Origin of the sequence: Mesorhizobium sp. M0166 (genome assembly GCF_040322255.1) — a bacterium.
In the GTDB taxonomy this organism is placed as follows: Bacteria; Pseudomonadota; Alphaproteobacteria; order Rhizobiales; family Rhizobiaceae; genus Mesorhizobium.
Genome location: NZ_JAMYTD010000008.1, coordinates 1 through 21,236 on the forward strand (window position 1 = coordinate 1; position 21,236 = coordinate 21,236).

Sequence of the window (21,236 nt, forward strand, 5' to 3'; positions counted from 1 at the left end):
CAGAGAAGCGGCTGCGTTTCATGTCCTGGTCCTCTCGATGGCCAGAACGAACTTCAAACCGGATTAGATCAGAGGGGCAAGGTCAAAGCTTCCAAAATCCTGATGCACCAACCGGTTTCTATCTCGGCCGATCTCAAGAAATGCCTTCGCAGCCTCATCAAACTGGACGCGGTTTCTCACCAAAGACGTCATATGTTCCCTAAAGACGTCTCCAAACATTTGATAAAATTTGTTCGCGTTATTTTTATCCCAATCAAACCACGTGTGGTATTGCCGGCTTATAACTCGGGCTTTAATCAAGTCGCCAACCATCGTGTTTGCGCTGCTATTCCTTGCAAACTCTTCCACTATGTTGGCGAGCGCGTTTTCGAAATAGCTCGCCGCGCTTAGCAGTATCGATTTTCTCGAATTGCCGTCCAAGCTATTCTGAAGAGAAATTTCACCAGCTCGACCTAGGACGTCATAGGTCGCGACAAATTCCTCATATATAGTATCTACGACCCCCACCTGATCGCCTCATCAAAGGGATGAAATTATTTCCCTCGCCTTTGAAATTCTAGTTTCAACATTGGAGGTTCTCGTTGTTCCTTCTAGTGAAGCGAGAACGAAATCCTTGTCTTTCTCAAGTGACGTGACTTCGCTTGGATTTATGACGCCCTTGACCTTCCTTCTCTCTTTGAAGGCCGTTGAGCAAGCTGCCGTGAACACCGCTTCAAACAGCGCAATATTAAATCTCCCATTTCGGGGATTGGTGAACGCATCCATTTGAAGTTCTGCGCACGCCTTCAGGAAAGAGTGGAACAAAGCCTCCAAATACGAATTTTGCTCTTTCGTATGGCTCTCGCACATCCTAGAAAAGTGATTTAGAAATCTAACTAAAGATGGAGCATATTTGTCCCCATCGATCAACATCGCGAATCCCCGTAGAAGAATCTCTATATCCTTCATATGTAGATCTGGCTCGGTATTTCCTAGGAATTCCCTCCATTTCTTATCTTGATTTATTCTGTATAGCATATCGTAGAAATTGGAATGGTACATACTGGTGCGAATCTCTTGCGGCCTTAGATTAACCCCGCCGGTATTAAGCCTATTGAAAACTTCATAAATAGCCGAGTCGTCGTCTTCGGGGGAGTTTTGTCTCACAACAATATTTCTAATGGGACGAAGATCCAATTGCGTCTTATATTCACCGAGCGTCGAATAGTTCAGCCCGTGGAACTTGTTGGACTCGTTTGGGAGTCGGCCCGTAAGCTTCAGTTTGAAATCCTCGAAATATGCATCGTCATGAAGTATCTCATCAGGTATCCGACCATGTAAATCGAATATCGCCCTAAGTTCGATCCTGTTATCTGTTCTTGGGAAGCGTCGCTTCATGAAATAATAAATTGACATTAGCCGCTGTTGACCGTCTATCACTAGAAACTTATTTCTAGATTGTTCATAAAGAAATAACTGAGGAACAGGTATACCGATTATCAAGGACTCAATAAGTTTTGACGCCCTCGTTCGGTCCCATACATAGTTTCGTTGGAAACCCGGTATACGAACGGCGCCGGCTTCGATGAAGCTGTAAAGCGTTAATACATTGAAGTCGTTCGGGGTGGCCGTAATGTCGTATTCGTCGACTTGGCCCTCGTCTGCATCATCGGCATAGTCGTCAAACCAAGAGTCTGTGTCGTCGGACATTCAAATCTCCAAATCGCGCGAAGCGCGTCGTGTCCATTAATCACAAATCTCAACGAGGCGTCAAAGGTCTCAATTCAACAAGAGTTAGGGAATATACACCCGAGCTAATCAGCCACAGATCCATTAACTATCGCAACTTTGATCCGATATTTGACCCTCAATGCTGAAGCTGCCTTAGACAAGCCAGCCCTCAGACCACTCCTGTATGAGTTAGAGTCGACGGCAAAAAGCATCAGAATATCGCGCAGCAGCCTCTTCAATCCCCCATCTTCAGCGCCTGGATAAACGCCTCCTGCGGGATGTCCACCTTGCCGAACTGGCGCATCCGCTTCTTGCCCTCTTTCTGCTTGTCGAGCAGCTTGCGCTTGCGGGAGACGTCGCCGCCGTAGCATTTGGCGGTGACGTCCTTGCGCAGCGCCGAGATCGTTTCGCGGGCGATGACCTTGCCGCCGATCGCCGCCTGGATCGGGATCTTGAACAGATGGTGCGGGATCAGCTCCTTCAGCTTCTCGCACATCTGGCGGCCGCGCTTTTCGGCCGCCGTGCGGTGGACCAGCATCGACAGCGCGTCGACCGGCTCCTCGTTGACCAGGATCGACATCTTGACCAGGTCGCCTTCCTTGTAGTCGGTGAGGTGATAGTCGAAGGACGCGTAGCCCTTGGAGATCGACTTCAGCCGGTCGTAAAAGTCGAAGACCACCTCGTTGAGCGGCAAATCGTAGATCAGCATGGCGCGTTTGCCGACATAGGAGAGGTCGGCCTGGATGCCGCGCCGGTCCTGGCAGAGCTTCAGGATGCCGCCGAGATAGTCGTCGGGGGTCAGGATGGTGGCGCGGATCCACGGCTCCTCGATGGCCGATATCTTGACCACGTCGGGCATGTCGGCCGGGTTGTGCAGTTCCTTGACCGTGCCGTCGTTCAGCAGCAGGCGGTAGACGACGCTCGGCGCGGTGGCGATGAGGTCGAGGTTGAATTCGCGCTCCAGCCGCTCCTGGATGATTTCGAGATGCAAAAGGCCGAGGAAGCCGCAGCGATAGCCGAAGCCGAGGGCCGCGCTGGTTTCCATTTCGAAGGAGAAGGACGCGTCGTTGAGGCGCAGCTTGCCGACGGCGGCGCGCAGGTCCTCGAAATCGGCGGCGTCGACCGGGAACAGGCCGCAGAACACCACCGGCTGCGCCGGCTTGAAGCCGGGCAGGGCCTGTGCCGTCGGCCGCTTGTCCTCGGTGATGGTGTCGCCGACGCGGGTGTCGGCGACTTCCTTGATCGAGCCGGTGAAGAAGCCGAACTCGCCGGGGCCGAGCTCATCGACATTGATGCGGGCGGGCGTGAAGACGCCGGTGCGCTCGACCAGGTATCTGGCGCCGGTGCCCATCATGCGGATGGTCTGGCCCTTCTTCAGCACGCCGTCGATGATGCGCACCAGCACGATGACGCCGAGATAGGCGTCGTACCAGCTATCGACCAGCATTGCCTTCAGCGGTGCGGCTATGTCGCCCTCGCGCGGCGGCGGCAGATCGTTGACGATGGCTTCCAGCACGTCTGGAATGCCCAGCCCGGTCTTGGCCGAGATCAGCACGGCGTTGGAGGCGTCGATGCCGATCACCTCCTCGACCTGCTCGCGGATGCGCTCGGGCTCGGCGGCGGGCAGGTCGACCTTGTTCAGCACCACGACGATCTCGTGGTTGTTGTCGATCGCCTGGTAGACATTGGCCAGCGTCTGCGCCTCGACCCCTTGCGAGGCATCGACGACCAGCAGCGAGCCCTCGCAGGCGGCCAGCGAACGCGACACTTCATAGGCGAAGTCGACATGGCCGGGCGTGTCGATCAGGTTGAGGATATAGTCCTGGCCATTGTTGGCGCGGTACTTCAGCCGCACCGTCTGCGCCTTGATGGTGATGCCGCGCTCGCGCTCGATGTCCATCGAGTCCAGCACCTGCTCCTTCATGTCGCGCAGCTCCAGCCCGCCGGTCGACTGGATCAGCCGGTCGGCAAGCGTGGATTTGCCATGGTCGATATGGGCAACGATGGAGAAGTTGCGGATGTTCTTGATCGGCGTGGTCATGCGGCGCGCTTTAGCAGGGGCACGGTATATCGGCAAGCGGCGGGGCGCGGGTGCGACGGCGGCGAGGCAAAGTCGTTAAACTTTGATCCATGAGATTAGAGCATAGTTCGCGCCCGGCGTGATAGCCCACCGGTCTATCACCGTTTCGGGGGGATCGGAATGCCGCTGTCAGCATGCAAATTTCTCACATCGGTGAGCGGCTCGTTCGCACCGATGCTCGCCATTTTGCTTATCCCGATGGTTGCCGCATTGGGTTTTTCCATCGACTATACCTCTGCGGTTTCAACCAGGGCATCGATGCAGAACGCCCTCGATGCAGCGTCGCTGTCGATCACGACGCTTGCGACGGACACCTCACTGGCAGACCGCCAGGTGAAGCTGCAGGAGGCATACCTGGCCAATGGCGGGCAAGGCACGGCAAAGCTCGACAGCTTCGTCGTCGCCGCCGACGGCGCCGCCAGCATCAAGGCTTCGGCCGGCTTTGCCATGCCGACGAGTTTCATGCAGATCGTCAAGATCAACACGGTGCAGGTCGGCGTCGCGTCGGGAGTGACAAAGCGGCCAGCATTGGTGGAGGCCACGTTCAAGGTCGACAAGATCTCGGGCTGGTGGGACAAGACGGTGACGCTCTACGGCACGAAATCCGGGGACACTGTGGCCAACAAGCTGATGAGGATCTCTTACGCCTACAACAGGTTTGGCGATCCGAAAGGCTACGGAACCTCCTCTGTGTACACGATCAATGGAACGACTGAGACGCTGGTCCAGAAACAAGTATGCACGACCACCACGGTGCTCAGCTTCTACGGCTTGCCCACCGGCACAATCACTCAGATCAGCGGCACCAGGAAATACGCAACCACCTGCGTCAACACGATGTATCCCGCGACCGGCGCCGGTGCGGTGATCGACGTGAAGGACATGGATAACCTGTCGCTGGAGATGAAGATTCCCAATCCCAATCCCGGTCTTGGCGGCGGCTACCTGGAGACGGGCACGAAAACAACCCTGCGATCGGACGATCCGGTAACCTCCGACCGATTGTTCATCGACAAGGTCAAGACGCTAGCCAATACGACTGTCGACATCTTTACGGCCGTGCCGTGCGGCATCACCAGCAGTCAAGCGTGGGAAGACGGCGGATCACTTACCAACAACACCATAGACGACGCCGATTTTTCCTATTTTGTGACCGGAAAGTGCGCCTTCAACAAGCGGCCTTCGGAAACCGTGCTTACACAATAGCCGGGCCGCGTGCCGATCTCCCCCCGTGTGGGCGAGATCGGATGTCGCCTCGGCTGTCGCCAATCCCTGAGACGAAAAACTTGTACTTCTCCTCAATCACGAAGCGGTGATGCTGTAACGAACCGTGCGTCGGCGGCGAAGTGTGGACATGGAACCGCACAGGAGAACAGCGATGACCGGATCGAAACGCAGCACAGCGCCGATGGGGCTCGCCGCGGCATTGTTTTCGGCGACTGTGCTGTCGGCAACCAGCGCGGCCGCCGGCCAGACACTGACCGTCGTCGAGCTGTTCACCAGCCAGGGCTGCTCGTCCTGCCCGCCGGCCAATGCCAATCTGATCAAGGTCAAGGACCGGCCCGGCGTGCTGGCGCTGTCGTTCAACGTCACCTACTGGGACTATCTCGGCTGGAAGGACACATTCGGCAAAGAAGAATTCACGCAGCGCCAGGTCCGCTATGAACCGTCGCTCGGCCGTTCCGGCCCGTTCACGCCGCAAGTGGTGGTCAACGGCAAGGCCGATGCCGTCGGCGCCAGGCCGGGCGAGATCGAGCAGCTGATTTCGAGCGGCGGCCACGCCGACGGACCTTCGCTGTCGCTCGCCGACGGCAAGGTCAGCATCGGCGCCGGTCCGGTGCCCGGCGGCAAGGCCGACGTCTGGCTGGTGCGTTACGGCAAGGGCGTCATCGAGGTGCCGGTGGCGCGCGGCGAAAACACCGGCCGCACGCTGCCGCACGCCAATGTCGTGCATTCGCTGACCAGGCTGGGCAGTTGGACCGGCGACGCCACCGCGCTGCCGCTGCCGGCGACGACGGGCGGCCTCAGCACCGCGGTGCTGGTGCAGGTGCCGGGCGGCGGGCCGATCCTTGCTGCCGCCACGAACTAGAGACTGTCGCGAAATTCCCCCAACGCGCAGCGGCGTCGCCGCATGCCGTCAACCCCTGCCAAACCCAAGGAGACCACCATGACCAATCGTTTGACCAATCGCCCGACCCTGGCGGCACTCGCCTTCGCACTTTGCTCGACGGCGCTGTTCGCCGGAGGCGCGGCGCGGGCCGAAGACGCTATGAAGCCGGCGATGGCGACAAACGCCATGAAGCCGGCCGGCGCCATGGCCACGACCGCGATGAAGGCGACAGATCCGATGAAGGCCGACTGCATGGACAAGGCAGCCGCCGAGACGGACGCCATGAAGAAGGCAGAGGCGACTAAGGCCTGCGATGCCATGGCTCCGGCCAAATAGGCGATGCGCACAGCAATGTGAGAGCCGGGCGGACCTATCCGTCGTATAATCACCACATCATGGGAGATCAGACATGACTGCAGCCGTGAAACGATCGTCGATTTTCGCAAAAGCAGCACTTGCCGCGCTTATCCTCACGGCGGCCGCTGCCGTGTTCTGGCAGACGCCGGCAGTCTCGGCCGAAGACGCGGTGGTGATCCCGCCGCCGGCAATGGACGAGAAGGCCACCGCCGGCACCGAAAAGGCGGTCTTCGCCGGCGGCTGCTTCTGGGGTGTGCAAGGCGTGTTCCAGCACGTCAAGGGCGTCACCAGCGCCGTCTCCGGCTATGCCGGCGGCGACAAGGACACGGCCGTCTATGAAATGGTCGGCACCAGCCGGACGGGTCATGCCGAATCCGTCGAGATCACCTACGAGCCGTCCAAGGTGACCTACGGCCAGCTGCTGCAGGTGTATTTCTCGGTGGCGCACAATCCGACTCAACTGAACTACCAGGGGCCGGACAGCGGCACCCAGTACCGCTCGACGATATTTGCCGAAAACGACATGCAGAAAAAGATCGCCGAAAGGTACATCGCCCAGCTCGACAAGGCCAAGGTGTTTCCCAAGCCGATCGTGACGACGCTGGAGACCGGCAAGAGCTTCTATCCGGCCGAGGATTACCACCAGGACTTTCTGACACTCAACCCGACCTATCCCTATATCGTCTACAATGATCTGCCCAAGGTCGAGAATCTGAAGCGACTGTTCCCAAACCTCTACAGCGAAAAGCCGGTTCTGGTGCTGGCCGCCAACAAGAGCTGAGCTTTTGGGGCCTGCGGGCCCGACGGAGAATAAGCGTCGGCGATCCTTCGCACCCCCCTCTGTCCTGCCGGACATCTCCCCCGCAAGGGGGGAGATTGGCTATCACCTCGACCTTCGCCAAATCTCCAACGTTCAGGACGAGCGGAGCGCTGAAACTGCTAATCTCCCCCCTTGCGGGGGAGATGGCCGGCAGGCCAGAGGGGGTGCTGTCCCGCCAACGCCTCGAAACTACACCCCCTTTTTCCAGGGCAGGCTCCAGCGCACCTTCTCCAGCGTCGCCTTTGCCTCGGCCGAGTCCGGGTCGGGCTCTGTCTCGCGATAATGCGCCGAGCCCTCAGGCGGGTAAGCAAGCGTGTTGTTGAGGGCGAATTTGTCGATCTGGCTGAAGTCGGGGAAAGGCAGATTTTGCGCCTCGCGCCAATCGCTGACCCTTTTCTCCGCGGCGATGCGTTTTTCGTCGTCGACCGGAAGGTCGGTGGCTCGGTATTCCAGTGACGAAGGGAAGGCGAACTGCGCGCCGGCATCATCCATGATATTGATCATGGACAACAGGATGTCCTCGCGGATGGCTTGAAAATCGGCCACGTCGGCGGTTTTGACGTAAGTGAACACGTCGATGTCGAGCGAATAGGCACCGAAGCCGGCAAAGCGCACGCGGCACGGCTCGTCGATGACGCGCGGGTGGGCGATCAGCAGCCTGCGCAGCTCGGCCAGGACGTAACGCAGCTGATCGGGCGTCGTCTCGTAGCGCAGCTGCAGCGTCGTCGTGAACCGGGTGCGGTCGCGATGCGCGTAGTTCTCGATCTGCATGCCGGCAAAATCCGAGTTCGGCACGAGATGATCGTGCGGTCGAGCGACCTGATGCGCGTCGAGCGCATGCCGATATGCTCGATCGTGCCGGACTGGTCGCCGAACTTGCAGAAGTCGCCGACGCTGACCGGCCGGTCGGCATAGAGCGTCAGGCCGGAGAGGAAGTTCTGCAGCGTCGGCTGCGCCGCCAGCGCCACCGCCAGACCGCCGATGCCGAGACCGGCAATGACGCCTTCGTAGGGGATGGCGAGCACTTCGGCCAACAGCAGGAAGGCGACGACCAGCACGGCGACGCGCGCGACACCGGTGGAAAGCGAAATCAGCGTGTCGTGATAGCCGGGCACCTGCCACAGTCCGCGATAGTGGTCGGCGACCTTGCCGATCAGGTGCCAGACCACCGGCACGGCGCCGATCACGACCAGGCTCCAGGCGATTGCCTTGACCGGGGCGGCGACGACTTGCGGCAGACCGAGCGGGCGCAGCGTCAACAGCAGGAAGAAGCCAAGCACGATCGAGCGCACCGCCCATTCGACAATGCGGAAGAAGGCCGAGCTGTCCGTCCTTCGCACAAACAAGGAAATCAGCGCATTGGCGATGAAGCCGAAGACGATACCGGCCAGTGCGGCAAGGCCGAGCATCCACCATTGCCAGTGCTCCATCGGGCCGGCGCGGGTGAGCAGGCCGGGGCTGATCTTGCGGGCGAGGCCACGGGCGATGAAGAACGGGTCGGTGCTGGCGAAGGCGGCGAATTCCGGCGCCACCGGCACGTCTTCGACGTCGGCGTAGAGCGCGCGGATGTGGGCGAGCGTCTCGGGCGTAAACTGCCAGATCTTGCCCTTCTCGGTCTCGACCGGGCCGATGACGATGTTGCCGGCGGGATGCTCGAAATAGACGAAGGGGGTGTTGCTCTTCGGATCGTCGGGGATCTCCTGCCAATAGACATAGCCGATGCGGTCGATGACCTTTTTGAGATAGCGCTCGAGCAGGAACGCCTCGTCGCCGCGCACGGCCTGACTGTAGTTGCGCAGGTCGAGCGCCGCTTGTGCCGGGTCGCCGGCTTCGGTGAGGCCGCTCAACAGTACCTTGAACGTATCGCGCGGCGAGGCAAGCTTGCTCGGATCGTCGACCATGTCGACGGCTTCGCCACGCGCTTCCCTGGAATTCGGCGAGCTTGGCCTGGAGCCGGGCAAGTGGCGGCCCGACGATGAACCAGTCGCCATTCTTGCGGCGAAAAGTGACGGCGAAGGAGATCCTGGTGCCGTATTGCGGCAGCGTCGCCGTCGCCTCGTCTCCGGAAATCGCATCATGCGGCAGGCTCCACAGACGGAACGTCGCGTTGTCGATGACGGTGAACAGAAGCTTGGTGTAATCGGGCATATTGAGGCCGCCGCGGTCGGCCTCGGTGACGTCGACGAGACCCGCTGCCAGACCGGCAAGACCCATGCCGCCGCCCGTGGCGCGCGGCACGTTGTCGGCGCCGCTCTCGTTCATCGTCTGCAGGAACGAGCGCATGGTGCTCATCGGGCTCGACTGGTCGACACGGACGTCCTCGACGGCGCTGACACGCACCCCTGTCCACCATTCGGCGGTGGCGGCATCGAAACGGCCCATGAAGCTGCCGCCGTCGGGCGACTGGACGAAGGTGAAGGCGCCCTGGCGGTCGCCTTCGAACCAGTGGCCGACAAGCTTGTCGCCTTCGGCCTTGGCCTCGATGCGGCCGTTATAAACCGGGTACACGCCCTTTACGTCGGCGCCGGTCTGCTCGAACTTGATCTGGGCGCCGCCGCCGCGCCACTTCGTGTCCCACACGCCCGCCCAGTTGGCCGCGTCCTGGGCATGCGCCTGCGGCATGACCGGCAGCAGGCCGGCAAGCGCGAGTGCGCCGATCAGCGCGACCGTCCGGATCAGCAAAAGCAGCAGCCGATCCTGTGCTGCCGCAGAAAAGGGGTTCATTCTGTTGCCCTTCTTCTCGCCGGCGATTCTGCTGGGCCGACCAGAGAAGGTTATTCCGCTTGAAGATGAATATTCTGTTTCAGGCGGCGACGGCGATGCCGGTCAGTCATAGGTCAGATCCGTCGCCTTGCCGGCGAACACCCGGTAGGCAAAGAACGAGTAGAAGATGATGATCGGCAGCACGACGACCGTCCCGACCAGGATGACGGCCAGGCTTTCGGGTGCCGAAGCAGCCTGCCAGATGGTCAGCCGGTCGGGCACCACGAAGGGGTAGAACGACCAGGCGAGGCCGGCAAAGCCGAGCGTGAAGATCGCGGCCAATGTCAGGAACGGAAGCAGCGCGTGGCGGTCGCCGGGTTTCGGCAGATGGAAGGTCTGGCGCCATAGCCACAGGAACAGCACTGCCGACAGGATCGGCAGCGGCGACAGATAGAGCATGGCCGGCCAGACGAACCATTTGTCGAAGATGCGCGCGCTGGCAAAGGGCGTGGCCAGCGATACCGCGACCATGCCGAGCGCGGTCAGCACCAGCGCCGTGCGCAGCCACAGCACCGCCTTCCTCTGCAGATCGCCTTCCGTCTTGTAGATGACCCAGGCCGCGCCCATCGCCGCATAGGCGGCGGCAAGGCAGAGCGCCACCAGCGCGCCGAACGCCATGCCGCCAGGGCCGACGTCGAGGCCGAGCACATAGACGCCGAGCATGTAACCTTGCGCCAGCGACGCGGTGACCGAACCGAGGAAAAAGATGCGGTTCCAGCGGTGCTTCCTGCCGGCCGGCACCTTGGCGCGGAAATCGAAGGCGACGCCGCGCAGGATCAAGCCGACCAGCAGCACGAAGACCGGAATGTAGAGCGCCGTGAGGATGGTGCCGTGCGCCAACGGGAAGGCGACCAGCAGCAAGCCGACCGCCAGCACCAGCCAGGTCTCGTTGGCGTCCCAGAACGGGCCGATGGCGGCGATCATCGTATCCTGCTCGGTATCTTCGGCTGCGGCGAACAGGATGCCGATGCCGAGATCGAAGCCGTCGAGGATGACGTAGATCAGGATGGCGAGGCCCATCAGCCCGGCAAAGATCAGAGGCAGCAAGGTAGGCCAGTCGAAGCTCATGATGTTTCTCCCGGTTGCGCAACAGGCTGCGACAGCGGCCTGTTCATGACGCCCGGCAGCGGCGAGGTGTCACCATCCTTCGCCGCCTTCAATGCCAGATGCACCAACACGCCGAGATAGGCGATCAAGAGCAGCACATAGAGGATGAGATAGACAGCGAGCGACAGCGCGACATGGCTGCCGGCGACCGGGCCGACAGCATCGGCGGTACGCAGCACGCCGGTGACCAACCAGGGCTGGCGGCCGATCTCGGTGGTGTACCAGCCGGCCAGCGTCGCCAGCCAGCCGGACAGCGCCATCGGCACCATGACGAGCGCCAGCGGCTTGGGTAGGCTGTGGCGGCGCTTGAGGAAGAAGGCGGCCGACCAGGAGACGGCGAGCATCAAAAGGCCGGTGCCGACCATGATGCGAAAGCCCCAGAACACCGGAAATACCGGGGGATGGTTGCCGGCATAATCGTTCAGCCCAGGCACGACGCCGCCGGCGCTGTGCCTGAGGATAAGGCTGGCGCCATCGGGAATGGTGAGCTCGAACCTGTTTTCCCTGGCCGCTTCGTCGGGAAGCGCAAACAGCACCAGCGGCACGTTGGGACCGGTGTTCCAGTTGGCCTCCATCGCGGCGATCTTCTGCGGCTGGTGTTCCAGCGTGTTGAGGCCGTGCTGGTCGCCGGCAAAGATCTGGATCGGGATCAGGATCGCGGCGGTGAAGACGCCGGTGCGCAAGGCCTTCCACATCGATTCCGAGCGATCGCCGTAGAGATAGCGCAGCGCCGACAGGCCGGCGATCAGGAACGAGACGGTCAGCCCCGAAGCAAGTAGCATATGGACGAGCCGGTAGGGCATGGATGGATTGAAGACAACGGCCCACCAGTCGGTGGCGTGCGCCACACCATCGCGCATTTCGAAGCCGGCCGGCGTCTGCATCCACGAATTGAGTGCGATGATCCAGAAGGCGGACAAGGTGGTGCCGCCGGCCACCAGCACCGTCGCCAGTGTATGGACGCGGTTCGAGACGCGGCGGAAGCCGAACAGCATGATGCCGAGGAACGCCGCCTCGAGGAAAAAGGCGGTCAGGATCTCGTAGGCCAGCAGCGGGCCGGCGATGTTGCCGACCGTCTCCATGTAGCCCGGCCAGTTGGTGCCGAACTGAAAACTCATAGTGACGCCGGAAACCACGCCCATGGCGAAGGACAGTGCGAATACCTTAACCCAGGTGAAATAAGCGCGCATCCAGGCTGAATCGTTTGTCGCGTTGTAGCGGAGCTTGAAGAAAAGCAGCACCCAGCCGAGCGCTATGGTAATCGCCGGGAACAGGATGTGGAACGAGATGTTCGCGCCGAACTGAATGCGCGACAGAATGAGCGGGTCCATGGCGGCTCCGGCTGCTGCTTGTTTGTTGAAGGATAGGCTTGATGCACCGGACGGTCAAAGCGGCGTCCCGCCGCGAGGCGGAACGCCGCAGTGCCGGTTAATCTGCTTTTGCATGGAATTTGGCTGGACGACCGGGCAGGTGTTGCCTATTCCGGCGAACCTCGATGTCCCGAACTGTCAGGAGCGCCATTGACATCCGGATTTGCGAACCGACATTCAGCGGATTAAATCAACAACTCTGTTTCAAGCAGCCGTTTTCAGCCATGCAGCCGATCATCTCGATTTCCGGGGTCACCAAGACCTACGCCACCGGCTTCAAGGCGCTGAAGGAGATCAATCTCGACATCGTGCGCGGCGAGATCTTTGCGCTGCTAGGGCCGAACGGCGCCGGCAAGACAACGCTGATCTCAATCGTCTGCGGCATCGTCAACCGTTCGTCGGGCAGCGTCACCGTCGACGGCCATGACATCAACCGCGACTACCGCGCCGCGCGCAGCCTGATCGGGCTGGTGCCGCAGGAACTGACTATCGACGCCTTCGAGAGCGTATGGGCGACGGTCAATTACAGCCGCGGGCTGTTCGGCAAGCCGGCGGACAAGGCGTTCGTCGAAAAAGTGCTGCGCGATCTGTCGCTCTGGGACAAGAAGGACGCCAAGGCGATCACGCTGTCCGGCGGCATGAAGCGCCGGCTGATGATCGCCAAGGCGCTGTCGCACGAGCCGCGCATCCTGTTCCTCGACGAACCGACGGCAGGCGTCGATGTCGAGCTGCGCCAGGATATGTGGGCGATGGTGCGCCGGCTGCGCGAAGACGGTGTCACCATCATCCTGACCACGCATTACATCGAAGAAGCCGAGGCGATGGCCGATCGCGTAGGCGTCATCAACCGCGGCGAGATCGTGCTGGTGGAGGACAAGGCCGAGCTGATGCGCAAGCTTGGCCGCAAACGGCTTGTACTGGAACTGCGCAGTCCCCTGGCCACTGTTCCCGACGCTTTTTCGAGCTATGCGCTGGAGCTTTCGCCGGATGGCGGACAGCTGACCTATACTTATGACAACCAGAGCGAACGGCCGGGCGTCGCCTCGCTGATCCGCGAGCTCGAGGCGGCCGGCATCCAGTTCCGCGACATCGATACGGAAAACAGCTCGCTCGAGGAGATCTTCGTCAATCTGGTGAGGAAACCGGCATGAATCCGCGCGCGGCCATGAATCTTCATGCGGTATGGGCGATCTATCGGGTGGAGATGGCGCGCGCCCTTCGCACGGTGCTGCAAAGCATCGTTTCACCGGTCATTTCGACGTCACTCTATTTCGTCGTCTTCGGCTCGGCCATCGGCTCGCGCATCACCGAGATCGACGGCATCAGCTACGGTGCCTTCATCGTGCCGGGGCTGATCATGCTGTCGCTGCTGACGCAGTCGATCTCCAACGCCTCTTTCGCCATCTATTTTCCGAAATTCGTCGGCTCGATCTACGAATTGCTGTCGGCGCCGGTGTCCTATCTGGAGATCGTCATCGCCTATGTCGGGGGCGCGGCGACAAAGTCGATCGTGCTTGGCCTGATCATCCTGGCGACGGCCTCGCTGTTCGTGCCGCTGACGATCGAGCATCCGTTCTGGATGCTTGCCTTCCTGGTGCTGACGGCGGTGACCTTCAGCCTGTTCGGCTTTATCATCGGGATCTGGGCGAAGAGCTTCGAGCAACTGCAGCTGGTGCCGCTGCTGATCATCACGCCGCTGACCTTCCTCGGCGGCAGCTTCTATTCGATCAACATGCTGCCCGGCATCTGGCGCACGGTGACGCTGTTCAACCCGGTGGTCTACCTGGTCAGCGGCTTCCGCTGGAGCTTCTACGGCAAGTCCGACGTTTCGGTCGGCGTCAGCCTCGGCATGACGGTGGTCTTCCTGCTCGTCTGCATAGCAATCGTCGCCTGGATCTTCAGGACCGGCTACCGGCTGCGCAACTGATCGACTGGCCTTGTCCCGGCGAAGCAGCCTTATCGGTCGACGTTTCCTTTCCGAAGGCGATATAAGCCCGCGCCCGCGCCCCGGAGCCGGCGCTTGAATGCTCGATCTTGCTTTTTATGCATTGTTATATATCATGTTATAGATTTTGAGGTGAAGTGACCTATGGAAGACGTCATACGATCGCTTGGCTTCCTATGCCTGGGAAGCAGGCTGAAGCGTATAGGCGAGCAACTGCAAGCGGAGGCGCAGCGCCTGCTCGACCGGCTGGATGTTCCGGTTCAGGCGAGCCAATACCCCCTGCTGGCCGCGCTCGACAGGCTGGGTCCGTTGTCTGTCGGGGAACTGGCGCAATGCCTTGGCGTCGCGCAGCCGGGCGTAACGCGAAGCGTCTCGCTTCTGTCCGAATTGGGACTGCTCGAGGTCAGTCCGTCGACCGATGACCAGCGGCGCAGGATTGTCTCGCTTACTTGGGACGGCCGGCGGCTGGTCGATGTCGCAAAGCGCGACGTCTGGCCTTCCATCGAGAACGCCGTCGCGGATTTGTGCGCAGGTCTTTCGGGGCCGCTTCTTGAGCAGCTGGCTGCCATCGAGGATGGCCTCGCCGCGGCCCCTCTCGACCGTCGTGTAAAAAAGCCTGAGGGTGCCGCGCAATGAGACATCTGCTTGACCGCCCCGTCTGGAGCGCGCTTCAGACGCGACATTCGGCGTTCGCGCAAGGTAATGACCTCGCCAAGCGATATAGGCCGTCGATTGTTCCTTTCGCCGCCACTGGCGCGGACGCCCCGGATAGCCTGCGGGCGCTCGAAAGGCTTGTCTCCCCGGGCGAGAGTGTGATCCTGCTTCAAGCGGACGTGATTGCTCTGCCCACGGGGCTTTCCGCGACTTCGGCCGCAGCCGGGGTTCAGATGATTGCCGAGCAGCCATTGCAAACCGTGTCTGACAAACGCGTGCAACGTCTGACCCGAGACGATGCCGCTGAGATGCTCGCCCTGGCATTGCTCACCAAGCCTGGCCCATTCACGCTCGAAGCCTTGAGCCTGGGCGATTTCTGGGGTGTGAAAATCGAGGGCAGGCTTGCGGCGATGGCCGGCGAGCGCATGAAGCAGCCTGGCTATACCGAACTCAGCGGCGTGTGCTCACATCCGGAATTTCGCGGCGGTGGCCTGGGCAAGCTGCTGTCCCTGTTCGTGGCAAACCGGATAGTGGCGCGCGGCGAAGTTCCCTATCTCCACGCCTACGCCAGCAACGCCACGGCCATTAGATTATACGAGTCCATTGGCTTCAGGTTGCGAAGCACAATGAATGTGGCTGTGGTTCAGCGCACCGGATGAGTGTCGGCGCATGATGCGCAGCATGGATGCATCCCGTATCGGAAAGGAAGGATTTCGTATGGCCGAAATCCTTCCTTGAGACTGCAAGACCTTGCTGCGTGTCAGACCGCGATCTTGCCGCCGCCTTGCCTGGTAATGGCAACGACCGACGGGCGCACCGGCATGTCCGGCTTGAAGTCGGGCCAGCGGGTCGACAAATCCTCATAGTAGGACGGACGGCCGAAAGCCTCCCAGTCCTCGCCGCCGTCGCCCGGATGCTGGACGGCAACGAAGGCGGTCTGGTCGTCCGGCGCAAACAAGGGACCGCACATTTCGGCGCCGATCGGCACGCGGAAGAACAGCTTTGATGTCGCCCGCGCCGGCCCTTCCGTATCGACAGCCCACAGACCATCGGTGCGGCCGGTGGCTTTCGGGCCTTGGCCGTCGGTAGCGACCCAGAGGCGGCCGGCCGAATCGACCGCGCAATTGTCCGGCATGCCGAACCAGCCATTGGCGGTGGTTGCGGTCGAGAAGGTGGCGCCGACAGCGGCAACCGAGGGATCACCGCATTTCAGCAGGATTTCCCACCTGCCCTTTGTCGCGGTGAAATCACCGCCGTCCTCGACGATCTCGATGATGTGGCCAAAGGCATTTTCGGCACGCGGGTTGGCGGCGTCGACCTGATCGGCCTTGCGCTTCGAATTGTTGGTCAGCATGACATAGACCTTGCCGTTGGCGGCATTGGGCTGGATGTCTTCCGGGCGGTCCATCTTGGTGGCGCCGAGCAGGTCGGCGGCGCGGCGCGTTTCGATCAGCACGTCGGCCTGGCTGGCAAAGCCGTTCTCGGCCGTCAGCGGCCCCTGGCCGAAGACGATCGGCAGCCATTCGACCGAACCGTCGTCGGCAAACTTGGCGACATGCAAGGTGCCGTCGTCGAGCAAATCCATGTTGGCGGCGCGATCGTCTGGGTTGAACTTGCCTGTGGTGACGAACTTATAGACATAGTCGAAGCGCTCGTCGTCGCCGAGATAGAAGACGACACGGCCATCCTTGGCGACGATCGATTCGGCGCCCTCATGCTTGAAGCGCCCCATCGCGGTGCGCTTCCTCGGCGTCGAAGTCGGATCCTGGACGTCGACCTCGACGATCCAGCCGAAGCGGTTCGGCTCGTTCGGCTCCTTGCCGATGTCGAAACGGTCGTAATGCGCTGCCCATTCGTAGGCACCTTCGGGAATGCCGAGGCGCTTGTAATTGGCGGCTTCCTTATGGCCCTGCGGCAGCTCGCCTGAGAAATAGCCGTGGATGTTCTCCTCGGCCATGACATAGGTGCCCCATGGCGTGACGCCGCCGGCACAATTGTTGACGGTGCCTATGACCTTCGTGCCGGTCGGATCGGCGCTGGTCTTGACGCGGTCGTGGCCGGCGACGGGGCCGGAGAGCGCAATCTCGGTGTTGGAGGTGATGCGGCGGTTGAGCTTGCCGTTGCGAACGATCTGCCATTTGCCTGATAGCTTGCGGATCTCGACGATGGTGCCGCCATGCGCGGTCATCTCGACGTCGACTTGTTCCTTGCTGAGGGGCGCCTGCTTGGCCTTGCCGTCAACGATGGTGACGAGGCCCGGAAACATCAGGTGCGGATTGGTGTATTCGTGGTTGACCACCAGCAGGCCGTGCTCGGCCGAGCCGTCGATCGGGATATAGCCGACATAGTCGTTGTTGTAGCCGAACTGTCTGGCCTGGGCTTCCGCCGACTGTTTTGTCGGATCGAATTCGGGCGAATCGGCGAACAGCGGATCGCCCCAGCGCAGCAGCACATCGGCGTCATAGCCCGGTGCGACGTGATGCTTGTCGTCGATGCCGGCCTCGAGCTCGTCGAAAGCGAAGGCGGAGCCTTCGGCGGCGCGGGCGTTGTCGGCGGTGATCAGCGCCATCGGGCTGACGGTAGCGGCTATGGCCGAGACGGCAAGCGAGCCCTTGAGGAAGCCGCGGCGCGAGAACCGCGCGGCGATGATCTCACCCATGGTGCGGTTGTCGGTGGGATTGGCTCCTGGCCCGCCGTTTTCCTCGAGCAGGCTGGTGCGGAAATGGGCGTCAGGGGTGCGATGTTCGGTCGAGCGCTGTTCAGTCATGGGGGCCTGCCTCTGGCTGGATGGATTGCTGGAGCGTGTTGCCTGGCCAAATCCGGTATCGCCGGCAGGTCACAGTTTGATGACATGCCGGCTAATTGCCACCTGCGATTTCCTATCCAACATCGGGCCCGCTTGACCGCGACCGGCGCTTCGGAAACAAGAGCTGCGGCAGGCGCGTAGGGATCGCATCGGGAGGAACAAAAAGTGAGTTTCTGGGGACTTGGGCAGCTCTGCGTTTCGACGGTGATCTTCCTGCTGGCGGCGATGGCTGCAAAACAGTGGGGGCTGGCGCCGAGCCTCGGCAAGATCGTGCTGACGTTGGCGCTCTATTCGCTCGGCAATCTGATCATGCTGAGGCTGATCCGTGAATTCGGCATGTCGGTGTCGTTCAGCCTGTCGGCGGTGATCCAGCTGGTGTCGGTGAATGTGGTGGCGCTGGTCTTCTTCGGCGAGCGCGTCAATGCCTTACAGGCAACCGGCATCGTGCTTGCCATCGCAGCTGTGGCGCTGATCACGCTCGGGCCCTATCTGCAGAGGCTGTAACTGCGATCGGGCCGATGAAGAAGGTTGCAAGCAGACTGCGCAACTGGCTGGAGTTCCCGGTTCTGCTGGCCGGGCTGGTCATTGCCGGCGGGCTGTGGGGGTTCGAGGAGCTGATGGAGATGGCGCGGGCCACCACGCCGCATGCCTTCGATACCGAAATCCTGCTTGCCTTCCGCAAGGCCGGCCAGCCCGACAATCCGATCGGACCGGCGTGGCTGGAAGGGGCGATGCGCGACATCACCAGCCTCGGCAGCGCCAGCGTGCTGGTGCTGATTACCGCAGCAATGATCGTCTATCTGCTCCTTATCCGCAGGCCAGGCGCGGCGCTTCTCATGTTCGTCGCGGTAGCGGGCGGCCAGCTCCTGTCGAGCGTGCTGAAATTCGATATAGACCGGCCGCGCCCCGATCTGGTCTCGCATCTCGCCGACGTGGCATCGCTTTCGTTTCCGAGCGGCCACGCCATGCTGTCGGCGGTGACATATTTGACGCTGGGCAGCATGGCGGCGCGGTTTTTGCCCGGGCGGACAACGAAGATCTATGTACTCGGGCTGGCGGTGCTGACGACGGTGGTGGTCGGCATCAGCCGCATCTATCTCGGCGTCCACTGGCCGTCCGACGTATTGGCCGGCTGGTGTGCCGGCTTTGCCTGGGCGATGCTGTGCTGGCTTGCGGCTCGGTTCCTGCAACGATGGCTTGGGCAGGCCGACGGCACCTGACTCAAATCAGCCCGTTGATCAGGCCATGGCCGCAGCCTGCCAGCAGGAAAACCATCGACAGCAAGGCTGTCGAGGTCGCCAACGCTTTGAATATCACCCGCTCATCCTTTTGAAGTCGTGCCTGTGAAATCGGGATCGCAGTGGATGTTCCGCCAAACGATGCCGAGGTTTGTAGCATGACAGCGCATCGGCTGGCAAAGAGTGCTGTATGTTTCAAGTATGCAAGATGATTCTTGAACCATCATAATAATCAGGCGCTTCACCGCAGACACGCCGTATGCTGATCAACCACGGCGTCAAGCGGCCGCTGGTGACTTATGCCGCCTCGATCACGGATGCGCGGGCGCAGCTGAGGAAAGCCGCGCCCGCAGCCTGAGCCGATGGCTCGCTTAGTCGAGGCCTAATGCCGCGACCTCGCCCTCATTCATCAGCGGCACGAAGATGGTCGACCTACCGTCGGTGCCGATGTCGGCGCTGCCCGGCTTGAACGTCGCAACCGCTTGCGGCGTGCCGCCGGCTTTGTAGCGGTAGAGCGTGCCGGTCATATAGGCAGTGGCGTAGACGCTGCCGCCGATGGCAACGACGCCATCTAGGTTGGCGAACTTTTCTGCGCCGGGCAGTGGCGAAACGGCCTTGGTGGCGAGATCGACCGAGAGCAGGCCGCCTGGCTCCGCGGTGCTGAAATCTGATTTGATGCCCTTGCCCCACGAAGCGACGATCAGCCGGCCGCCATCGGCGAAGATGCCATTCGGCGAAGCAAGCGCCGCATCCCTGACGAACAGTTCCGGCCGGTCGCCATCGACGCGATAGATCGTGTCGGCCAGCATGTCCGTGACGTAGACCTTGCCGGACGCGTCGGCGGTCACGTCGTTGAGGAAGACGGCGTTCGGCACGTCGATCGTGGATGTTAGCTTGCCGCTTGCGAGATCGACGACGCGCACATGGGTGATATCGGCGACGTAGAGTTTGCCGTCGGCAATCGCCATGCCCTTGGGCGCGTCCATGCCGTCGGTCCAATGTTGCGTAACCATCTTGCCGTCCATCGACAGGACCGACAGATATCCATTGCCGTCGGCGTCGCCGGGATTGCCAACGATATTGGAGATGATGATGCGTTTGCCGGCGGCATCGAACAGCGCCGATTCCGGCTGCTCGAGGCCGCCGGCGCGCCAGAGTTCAGCGGCCTGAACTGCCGGCGCAGTCGCGATGCCGACGATGGCGAGAAGTATCGGTGTGAAGAGGCTTTTCATGGCTAGTCTCCTGTAATGGACTGGCGGAGAGCTAGGCTCTACGATACTTTTCGGGAAGATCTATCAGGACTAGTACCGAAGGCTGATACCAAATCGCGCAAACGAGGTGCATCCCATGAACGGCCTGATCTTCGAAGCGCTGAAGCGGACGCTTAAGGCCAAGGGCGTGACCTACCGCGTCCTTGCCGAGCGGATGGGCGTTTCCGAGCCGACGGTGAAACGCATCTTCCATGAGCGCAACTGCAAGCTCGACCGGCTGATGGAGATCTGCACTGCCGCCGGCGTGGAGTTGGAGAACGTGCTCGGCTCTATGAACAGAGGGCCGGGACCTGCCAACCAGATCGCGCCGGAGATCGAGCGCAAGCTCGCAGGGCGGCCGGCACTGCTGTTCGTCTTCGTCATGCTTTCCGAGAAATTCACGCCCGAAGGTATCATGCGCTCACAAGGGCTGAGCGAGGCTTCGATGTTCCTCTATCTGCGCGACCTCGAGGAACTCGGCCTGGTCGCGCTCGGTCGCGGCCTGTCGGCAAGGCTGCTGGTCGAGGCGCCGATCCAGTGGAATTTCGACGGGCCATTGCGGCCGCTGTTCGAGATGACCAACAAGAATTTCATCGGCTGGGCCATCACCCATCTTGAGCGCGAGGCGACATTCGTCAGCTTCTCCAGGCGGATGCGGCCGGAAACGGCGGAAATGGTCAGGCGCGAGGCGGAGGAATTGGCGGAGCGCGCCAAATTGCTTGCTCATCACGACCAGCACACGACGCCCGAAGACGGACTGGTCGGCTACAAATGGACGTTTGCGTTCGGCGCAACGCCGTTCCCGGTGATCATGCCGATCGGGCCGCATCCGCGCGACGCAGGCGCGCGGACGGACGATCGAGTTGCGGCCGCCCCAAACGGACGGCGTCTGCCGGCCTAGGTCAAGACGCAGAACGACCGAATCCGGGCTGTTGGCGGCAGCCAGTCTGACTGAGCTTCTCACCCCTGAGTATCGGCCGCAAACCGGTTATCAGAGCGTCCCATGCTCAACCACAAGATCGAGCG

The 21,236-nt window shown here is 61.3% G+C and carries 21 protein-coding genes; 12 read left to right on the plus strand and 9 right to left on the minus strand.

The genetic code is table 11. The annotated features are described in order from the left end of the window. Positions 1-63 precede the first annotated feature (63 nt). From NKJ46_RS11895 to lepA, 3 genes are all read right to left on the minus strand, one after another. Positions 64-507, minus strand: a complete 444-nt coding sequence (locus NKJ46_RS11895; RefSeq protein WP_352665127.1) for a HEPN domain-containing protein — start codon at positions 505-507, stop codon at positions 64-66. Between the two features lie 12 nt (positions 508-519). Beyond that, on the minus strand, positions 520-1,689 hold the full coding sequence (locus NKJ46_RS11900) for a GmrSD restriction endonuclease domain-containing protein (protein WP_352665130.1): 1,170 nt from the start codon (positions 1,687-1,689) through the stop codon (positions 520-522). A 256-nt stretch (positions 1,690-1,945) separates the two neighbouring features. Next, complete coding sequence (lepA, locus tag NKJ46_RS11905) at positions 1,946-3,751, minus strand: translation elongation factor 4 (RefSeq protein WP_023718891.1); 1,806 nt, start codon at positions 3,749-3,751, stop codon at positions 1,946-1,948. 159 nt (positions 3,752-3,910) lie between these two features. On the opposite strand from lepA, the gene NKJ46_RS11910 reads away from it, so the two are divergent. The 4 genes from NKJ46_RS11910 to msrA all read left to right on the plus strand — a co-directional run bounded on the left by NKJ46_RS11910 (position 3,911) and on the right by msrA (position 7,038). Beyond that, positions 3,911-4,996, plus strand: coding sequence for a TadE/TadG family type IV pilus assembly protein (locus NKJ46_RS11910; protein WP_352665133.1), 1,086 nt, complete (start codon positions 3,911-3,913; stop codon positions 4,994-4,996). A gap of 172 nt (positions 4,997-5,168) precedes the next feature. Further along, the gene (locus tag NKJ46_RS11915) at positions 5,169-5,879 is read left to right on the plus strand and encodes a DUF1223 domain-containing protein (RefSeq protein ID WP_352665135.1); all 711 of its coding nucleotides are present in this window, start codon (positions 5,169-5,171) and stop codon (positions 5,877-5,879) included. Positions 5,880-5,957: 78 nt separating this feature from the next. After that, positions 5,958-6,236 (plus strand): hypothetical protein, encoded by a 279-nt coding sequence (locus NKJ46_RS11920; RefSeq protein ID WP_352665137.1) that lies wholly within the window; start codon positions 5,958-5,960, stop codon positions 6,234-6,236. Between the two features lie 73 nt (positions 6,237-6,309). Then, on the plus strand, positions 6,310-7,038 hold the full coding sequence (msrA, locus tag NKJ46_RS11925; RefSeq protein ID WP_352665139.1) for a peptide-methionine (S)-S-oxide reductase MsrA: 729 nt from the start codon (positions 6,310-6,312) through the stop codon (positions 7,036-7,038). Positions 7,039-7,266: 228 nt separating this feature from the next. Here msrA and NKJ46_RS11930 read toward each other — a convergent pair whose 3' ends face one another. Continuing rightward, the gene (locus NKJ46_RS11930; RefSeq protein ID WP_352665314.1) at positions 7,267-7,842 is read right to left on the minus strand and encodes a hypothetical protein; all 576 of its coding nucleotides are present in this window, start codon (positions 7,840-7,842) and stop codon (positions 7,267-7,269) included. Further along, positions 7,728-8,978: a mechanosensitive ion channel family protein gene (locus tag NKJ46_RS11935; RefSeq protein WP_352665141.1), complete on the minus strand. Its 1,251-nt coding sequence runs from the start codon at positions 8,976-8,978 to the stop codon at positions 7,728-7,730. The genes NKJ46_RS11930 and NKJ46_RS11935 overlap by 115 nt, the downstream gene beginning before the upstream one ends. Between NKJ46_RS11935 and NKJ46_RS11940 the strand changes: the two genes are divergently transcribed. Beyond that, a complete protein-coding gene (locus NKJ46_RS11940) occupies positions 8,977-9,864 on the plus strand; it encodes a hypothetical protein (protein ID WP_352665144.1) in 888 nt (295 codons plus the stop codon). The two genes, NKJ46_RS11935 and NKJ46_RS11940, sit on opposite strands and share 2 nt — an antisense overlap. 39 nt (positions 9,865-9,903) lie before the next feature. Here NKJ46_RS11940 and NKJ46_RS11945 read toward each other — a convergent pair whose 3' ends face one another. Together NKJ46_RS11945 and NKJ46_RS11950 are read right to left on the minus strand one after the other, a co-directional pair. Further along, on the minus strand, positions 9,904-10,908 hold the full coding sequence (locus tag NKJ46_RS11945; protein WP_352665146.1) for a cytochrome d ubiquinol oxidase subunit II: 1,005 nt from the start codon (positions 10,906-10,908) through the stop codon (positions 9,904-9,906). Beyond that, positions 10,905-12,278 (minus strand): cytochrome ubiquinol oxidase subunit I, encoded by a 1,374-nt coding sequence (locus NKJ46_RS11950; RefSeq protein ID WP_352665147.1) that lies wholly within the window; start codon positions 12,276-12,278, stop codon positions 10,905-10,907. The genes NKJ46_RS11945 and NKJ46_RS11950 overlap by 4 nt, the downstream gene beginning before the upstream one ends. A 263-nt stretch (positions 12,279-12,541) precedes the next feature. On the opposite strand from NKJ46_RS11950, the gene NKJ46_RS11955 reads away from it, so the two are divergent. From NKJ46_RS11955 to NKJ46_RS11970, 4 genes are all read left to right on the plus strand, one after another. Continuing rightward, positions 12,542-13,468, plus strand: coding sequence for an ABC transporter ATP-binding protein (locus NKJ46_RS11955; RefSeq protein ID WP_352491167.1), 927 nt, complete (start codon positions 12,542-12,544; stop codon positions 13,466-13,468). A 14-nt stretch (positions 13,469-13,482) separates the two neighbouring features. Next, positions 13,483-14,244 carry an ABC transporter permease gene (locus NKJ46_RS11960; protein ID WP_292656992.1) on the plus strand — a complete coding sequence of 254 codons (762 nt, stop codon included), beginning with the start codon at positions 13,483-13,485 and terminating at the stop codon, positions 14,242-14,244. A 162-nt stretch (positions 14,245-14,406) separates the two neighbouring features. Continuing rightward, positions 14,407-14,898, plus strand: coding sequence for a MarR family winged helix-turn-helix transcriptional regulator (locus tag NKJ46_RS11965; RefSeq protein WP_352665149.1), 492 nt, complete (start codon positions 14,407-14,409; stop codon positions 14,896-14,898). Then, entirely contained in the window at positions 14,895-15,575 is a 681-nt protein-coding gene (locus tag NKJ46_RS11970; protein ID WP_352665151.1) for a GNAT family N-acetyltransferase, read from the plus strand. Before NKJ46_RS11965 ends, NKJ46_RS11970 begins: the two co-directional genes overlap by 4 nt. A 101-nt stretch (positions 15,576-15,676) precedes the next feature. Here NKJ46_RS11970 and NKJ46_RS11975 read toward each other — a convergent pair whose 3' ends face one another. Further along, positions 15,677-17,683, minus strand: a complete 2,007-nt coding sequence (locus NKJ46_RS11975; RefSeq protein WP_352665153.1) for a PhoX family protein — start codon at positions 17,681-17,683, stop codon at positions 15,677-15,679. A 204-nt stretch (positions 17,684-17,887) separates the two neighbouring features. On the opposite strand from NKJ46_RS11975, the gene NKJ46_RS11980 reads away from it, so the two are divergent. Then, the gene (locus NKJ46_RS11980; protein ID WP_023679017.1) at positions 17,888-18,226 is read left to right on the plus strand and encodes a hypothetical protein; all 339 of its coding nucleotides are present in this window, start codon (positions 17,888-17,890) and stop codon (positions 18,224-18,226) included. Positions 18,227-18,240: 14 nt separating this feature from the next. Further along, a complete protein-coding gene (locus NKJ46_RS11985) occupies positions 18,241-18,942 on the plus strand; it encodes a phosphatase PAP2 family protein (protein WP_352665155.1) in 702 nt (233 codons plus the stop codon). A 389-nt stretch (positions 18,943-19,331) separates the two neighbouring features. Here the strand turns inward: NKJ46_RS11985 and NKJ46_RS11990 are convergent, their stop codons facing one another. After that, positions 19,332-20,192 carry an SMP-30/gluconolactonase/LRE family protein gene (locus tag NKJ46_RS11990; RefSeq protein ID WP_352665157.1) on the minus strand — a complete coding sequence of 287 codons (861 nt, stop codon included), beginning with the start codon at positions 20,190-20,192 and terminating at the stop codon, positions 19,332-19,334. A 115-nt stretch (positions 20,193-20,307) separates the two neighbouring features. On the opposite strand from NKJ46_RS11990, the gene NKJ46_RS11995 reads away from it, so the two are divergent. Further along, positions 20,308-21,111 (plus strand): helix-turn-helix domain-containing protein, encoded by an 804-nt coding sequence (locus tag NKJ46_RS11995; RefSeq protein WP_352665159.1) that lies wholly within the window; start codon positions 20,308-20,310, stop codon positions 21,109-21,111. Positions 21,112-21,236 lie beyond the last annotated feature (125 nt).

What these genes read in the sequence shown, in the direction of transcription:
- NKJ46_RS11960 (WP_292656992.1), top strand. Translation starts at nt 13,483, where the DNA reads ATGAATCTTCATGCGGTATGGGCGATCTATCGGGTGGAGATGGCGCGC.
- lepA (WP_023718891.1), bottom strand. Translation starts at nt 3,751, where the DNA reads ATGACCACGCCGATCAAGAACATCCGCAACTTCTCCATCGTTGCCCAT.
- NKJ46_RS11900 (WP_352665130.1), bottom strand. Translation starts at nt 1,689, where the DNA reads ATGTCCGACGACACAGACTCTTGGTTTGACGACTATGCCGATGATGCA.
- msrA (WP_352665139.1), top strand. Translation starts at nt 6,310, where the DNA reads ATGACTGCAGCCGTGAAACGATCGTCGATTTTCGCAAAAGCAGCACTT.
- NKJ46_RS11955 (WP_352491167.1), top strand. Translation starts at nt 12,542, where the DNA reads ATGCAGCCGATCATCTCGATTTCCGGGGTCACCAAGACCTACGCCACC.
- NKJ46_RS11990 (WP_352665157.1), bottom strand. Translation starts at nt 20,192, where the DNA reads ATGAAAAGCCTCTTCACACCGATACTTCTCGCCATCGTCGGCATCGCG.
- NKJ46_RS11935 (WP_352665141.1), bottom strand. Translation starts at nt 8,978, where the DNA reads ATGGTCGACGATCCGAGCAAGCTTGCCTCGCCGCGCGATACGTTCAAG.
- NKJ46_RS11970 (WP_352665151.1), top strand. Translation starts at nt 14,895, where the DNA reads ATGAGACATCTGCTTGACCGCCCCGTCTGGAGCGCGCTTCAGACGCGA.
- NKJ46_RS11915 (WP_352665135.1), top strand. Translation starts at nt 5,169, where the DNA reads ATGACCGGATCGAAACGCAGCACAGCGCCGATGGGGCTCGCCGCGGCA.
- NKJ46_RS11995 (WP_352665159.1), top strand. Translation starts at nt 20,308, where the DNA reads ATGAACGGCCTGATCTTCGAAGCGCTGAAGCGGACGCTTAAGGCCAAG.
- NKJ46_RS11985 (WP_352665155.1), top strand. Translation starts at nt 18,241, where the DNA reads ATGAAGAAGGTTGCAAGCAGACTGCGCAACTGGCTGGAGTTCCCGGTT.
- NKJ46_RS11950 (WP_352665147.1), bottom strand. Translation starts at nt 12,278, where the DNA reads ATGGACCCGCTCATTCTGTCGCGCATTCAGTTCGGCGCGAACATCTCG.
- NKJ46_RS11965 (WP_352665149.1), top strand. Translation starts at nt 14,407, where the DNA reads ATGGAAGACGTCATACGATCGCTTGGCTTCCTATGCCTGGGAAGCAGG.
- NKJ46_RS11910 (WP_352665133.1), top strand. Translation starts at nt 3,911, where the DNA reads ATGCCGCTGTCAGCATGCAAATTTCTCACATCGGTGAGCGGCTCGTTC.
- NKJ46_RS11945 (WP_352665146.1), bottom strand. Translation starts at nt 10,908, where the DNA reads ATGAGCTTCGACTGGCCTACCTTGCTGCCTCTGATCTTTGCCGGGCTG.
- NKJ46_RS11940 (WP_352665144.1), top strand. Translation starts at nt 8,977, where the DNA reads ATGTCGACGGCTTCGCCACGCGCTTCCCTGGAATTCGGCGAGCTTGGC.
- NKJ46_RS11975 (WP_352665153.1), bottom strand. Translation starts at nt 17,683, where the DNA reads ATGACTGAACAGCGCTCGACCGAACATCGCACCCCTGACGCCCATTTC.
- NKJ46_RS11920 (WP_352665137.1), top strand. Translation starts at nt 5,958, where the DNA reads ATGACCAATCGTTTGACCAATCGCCCGACCCTGGCGGCACTCGCCTTC.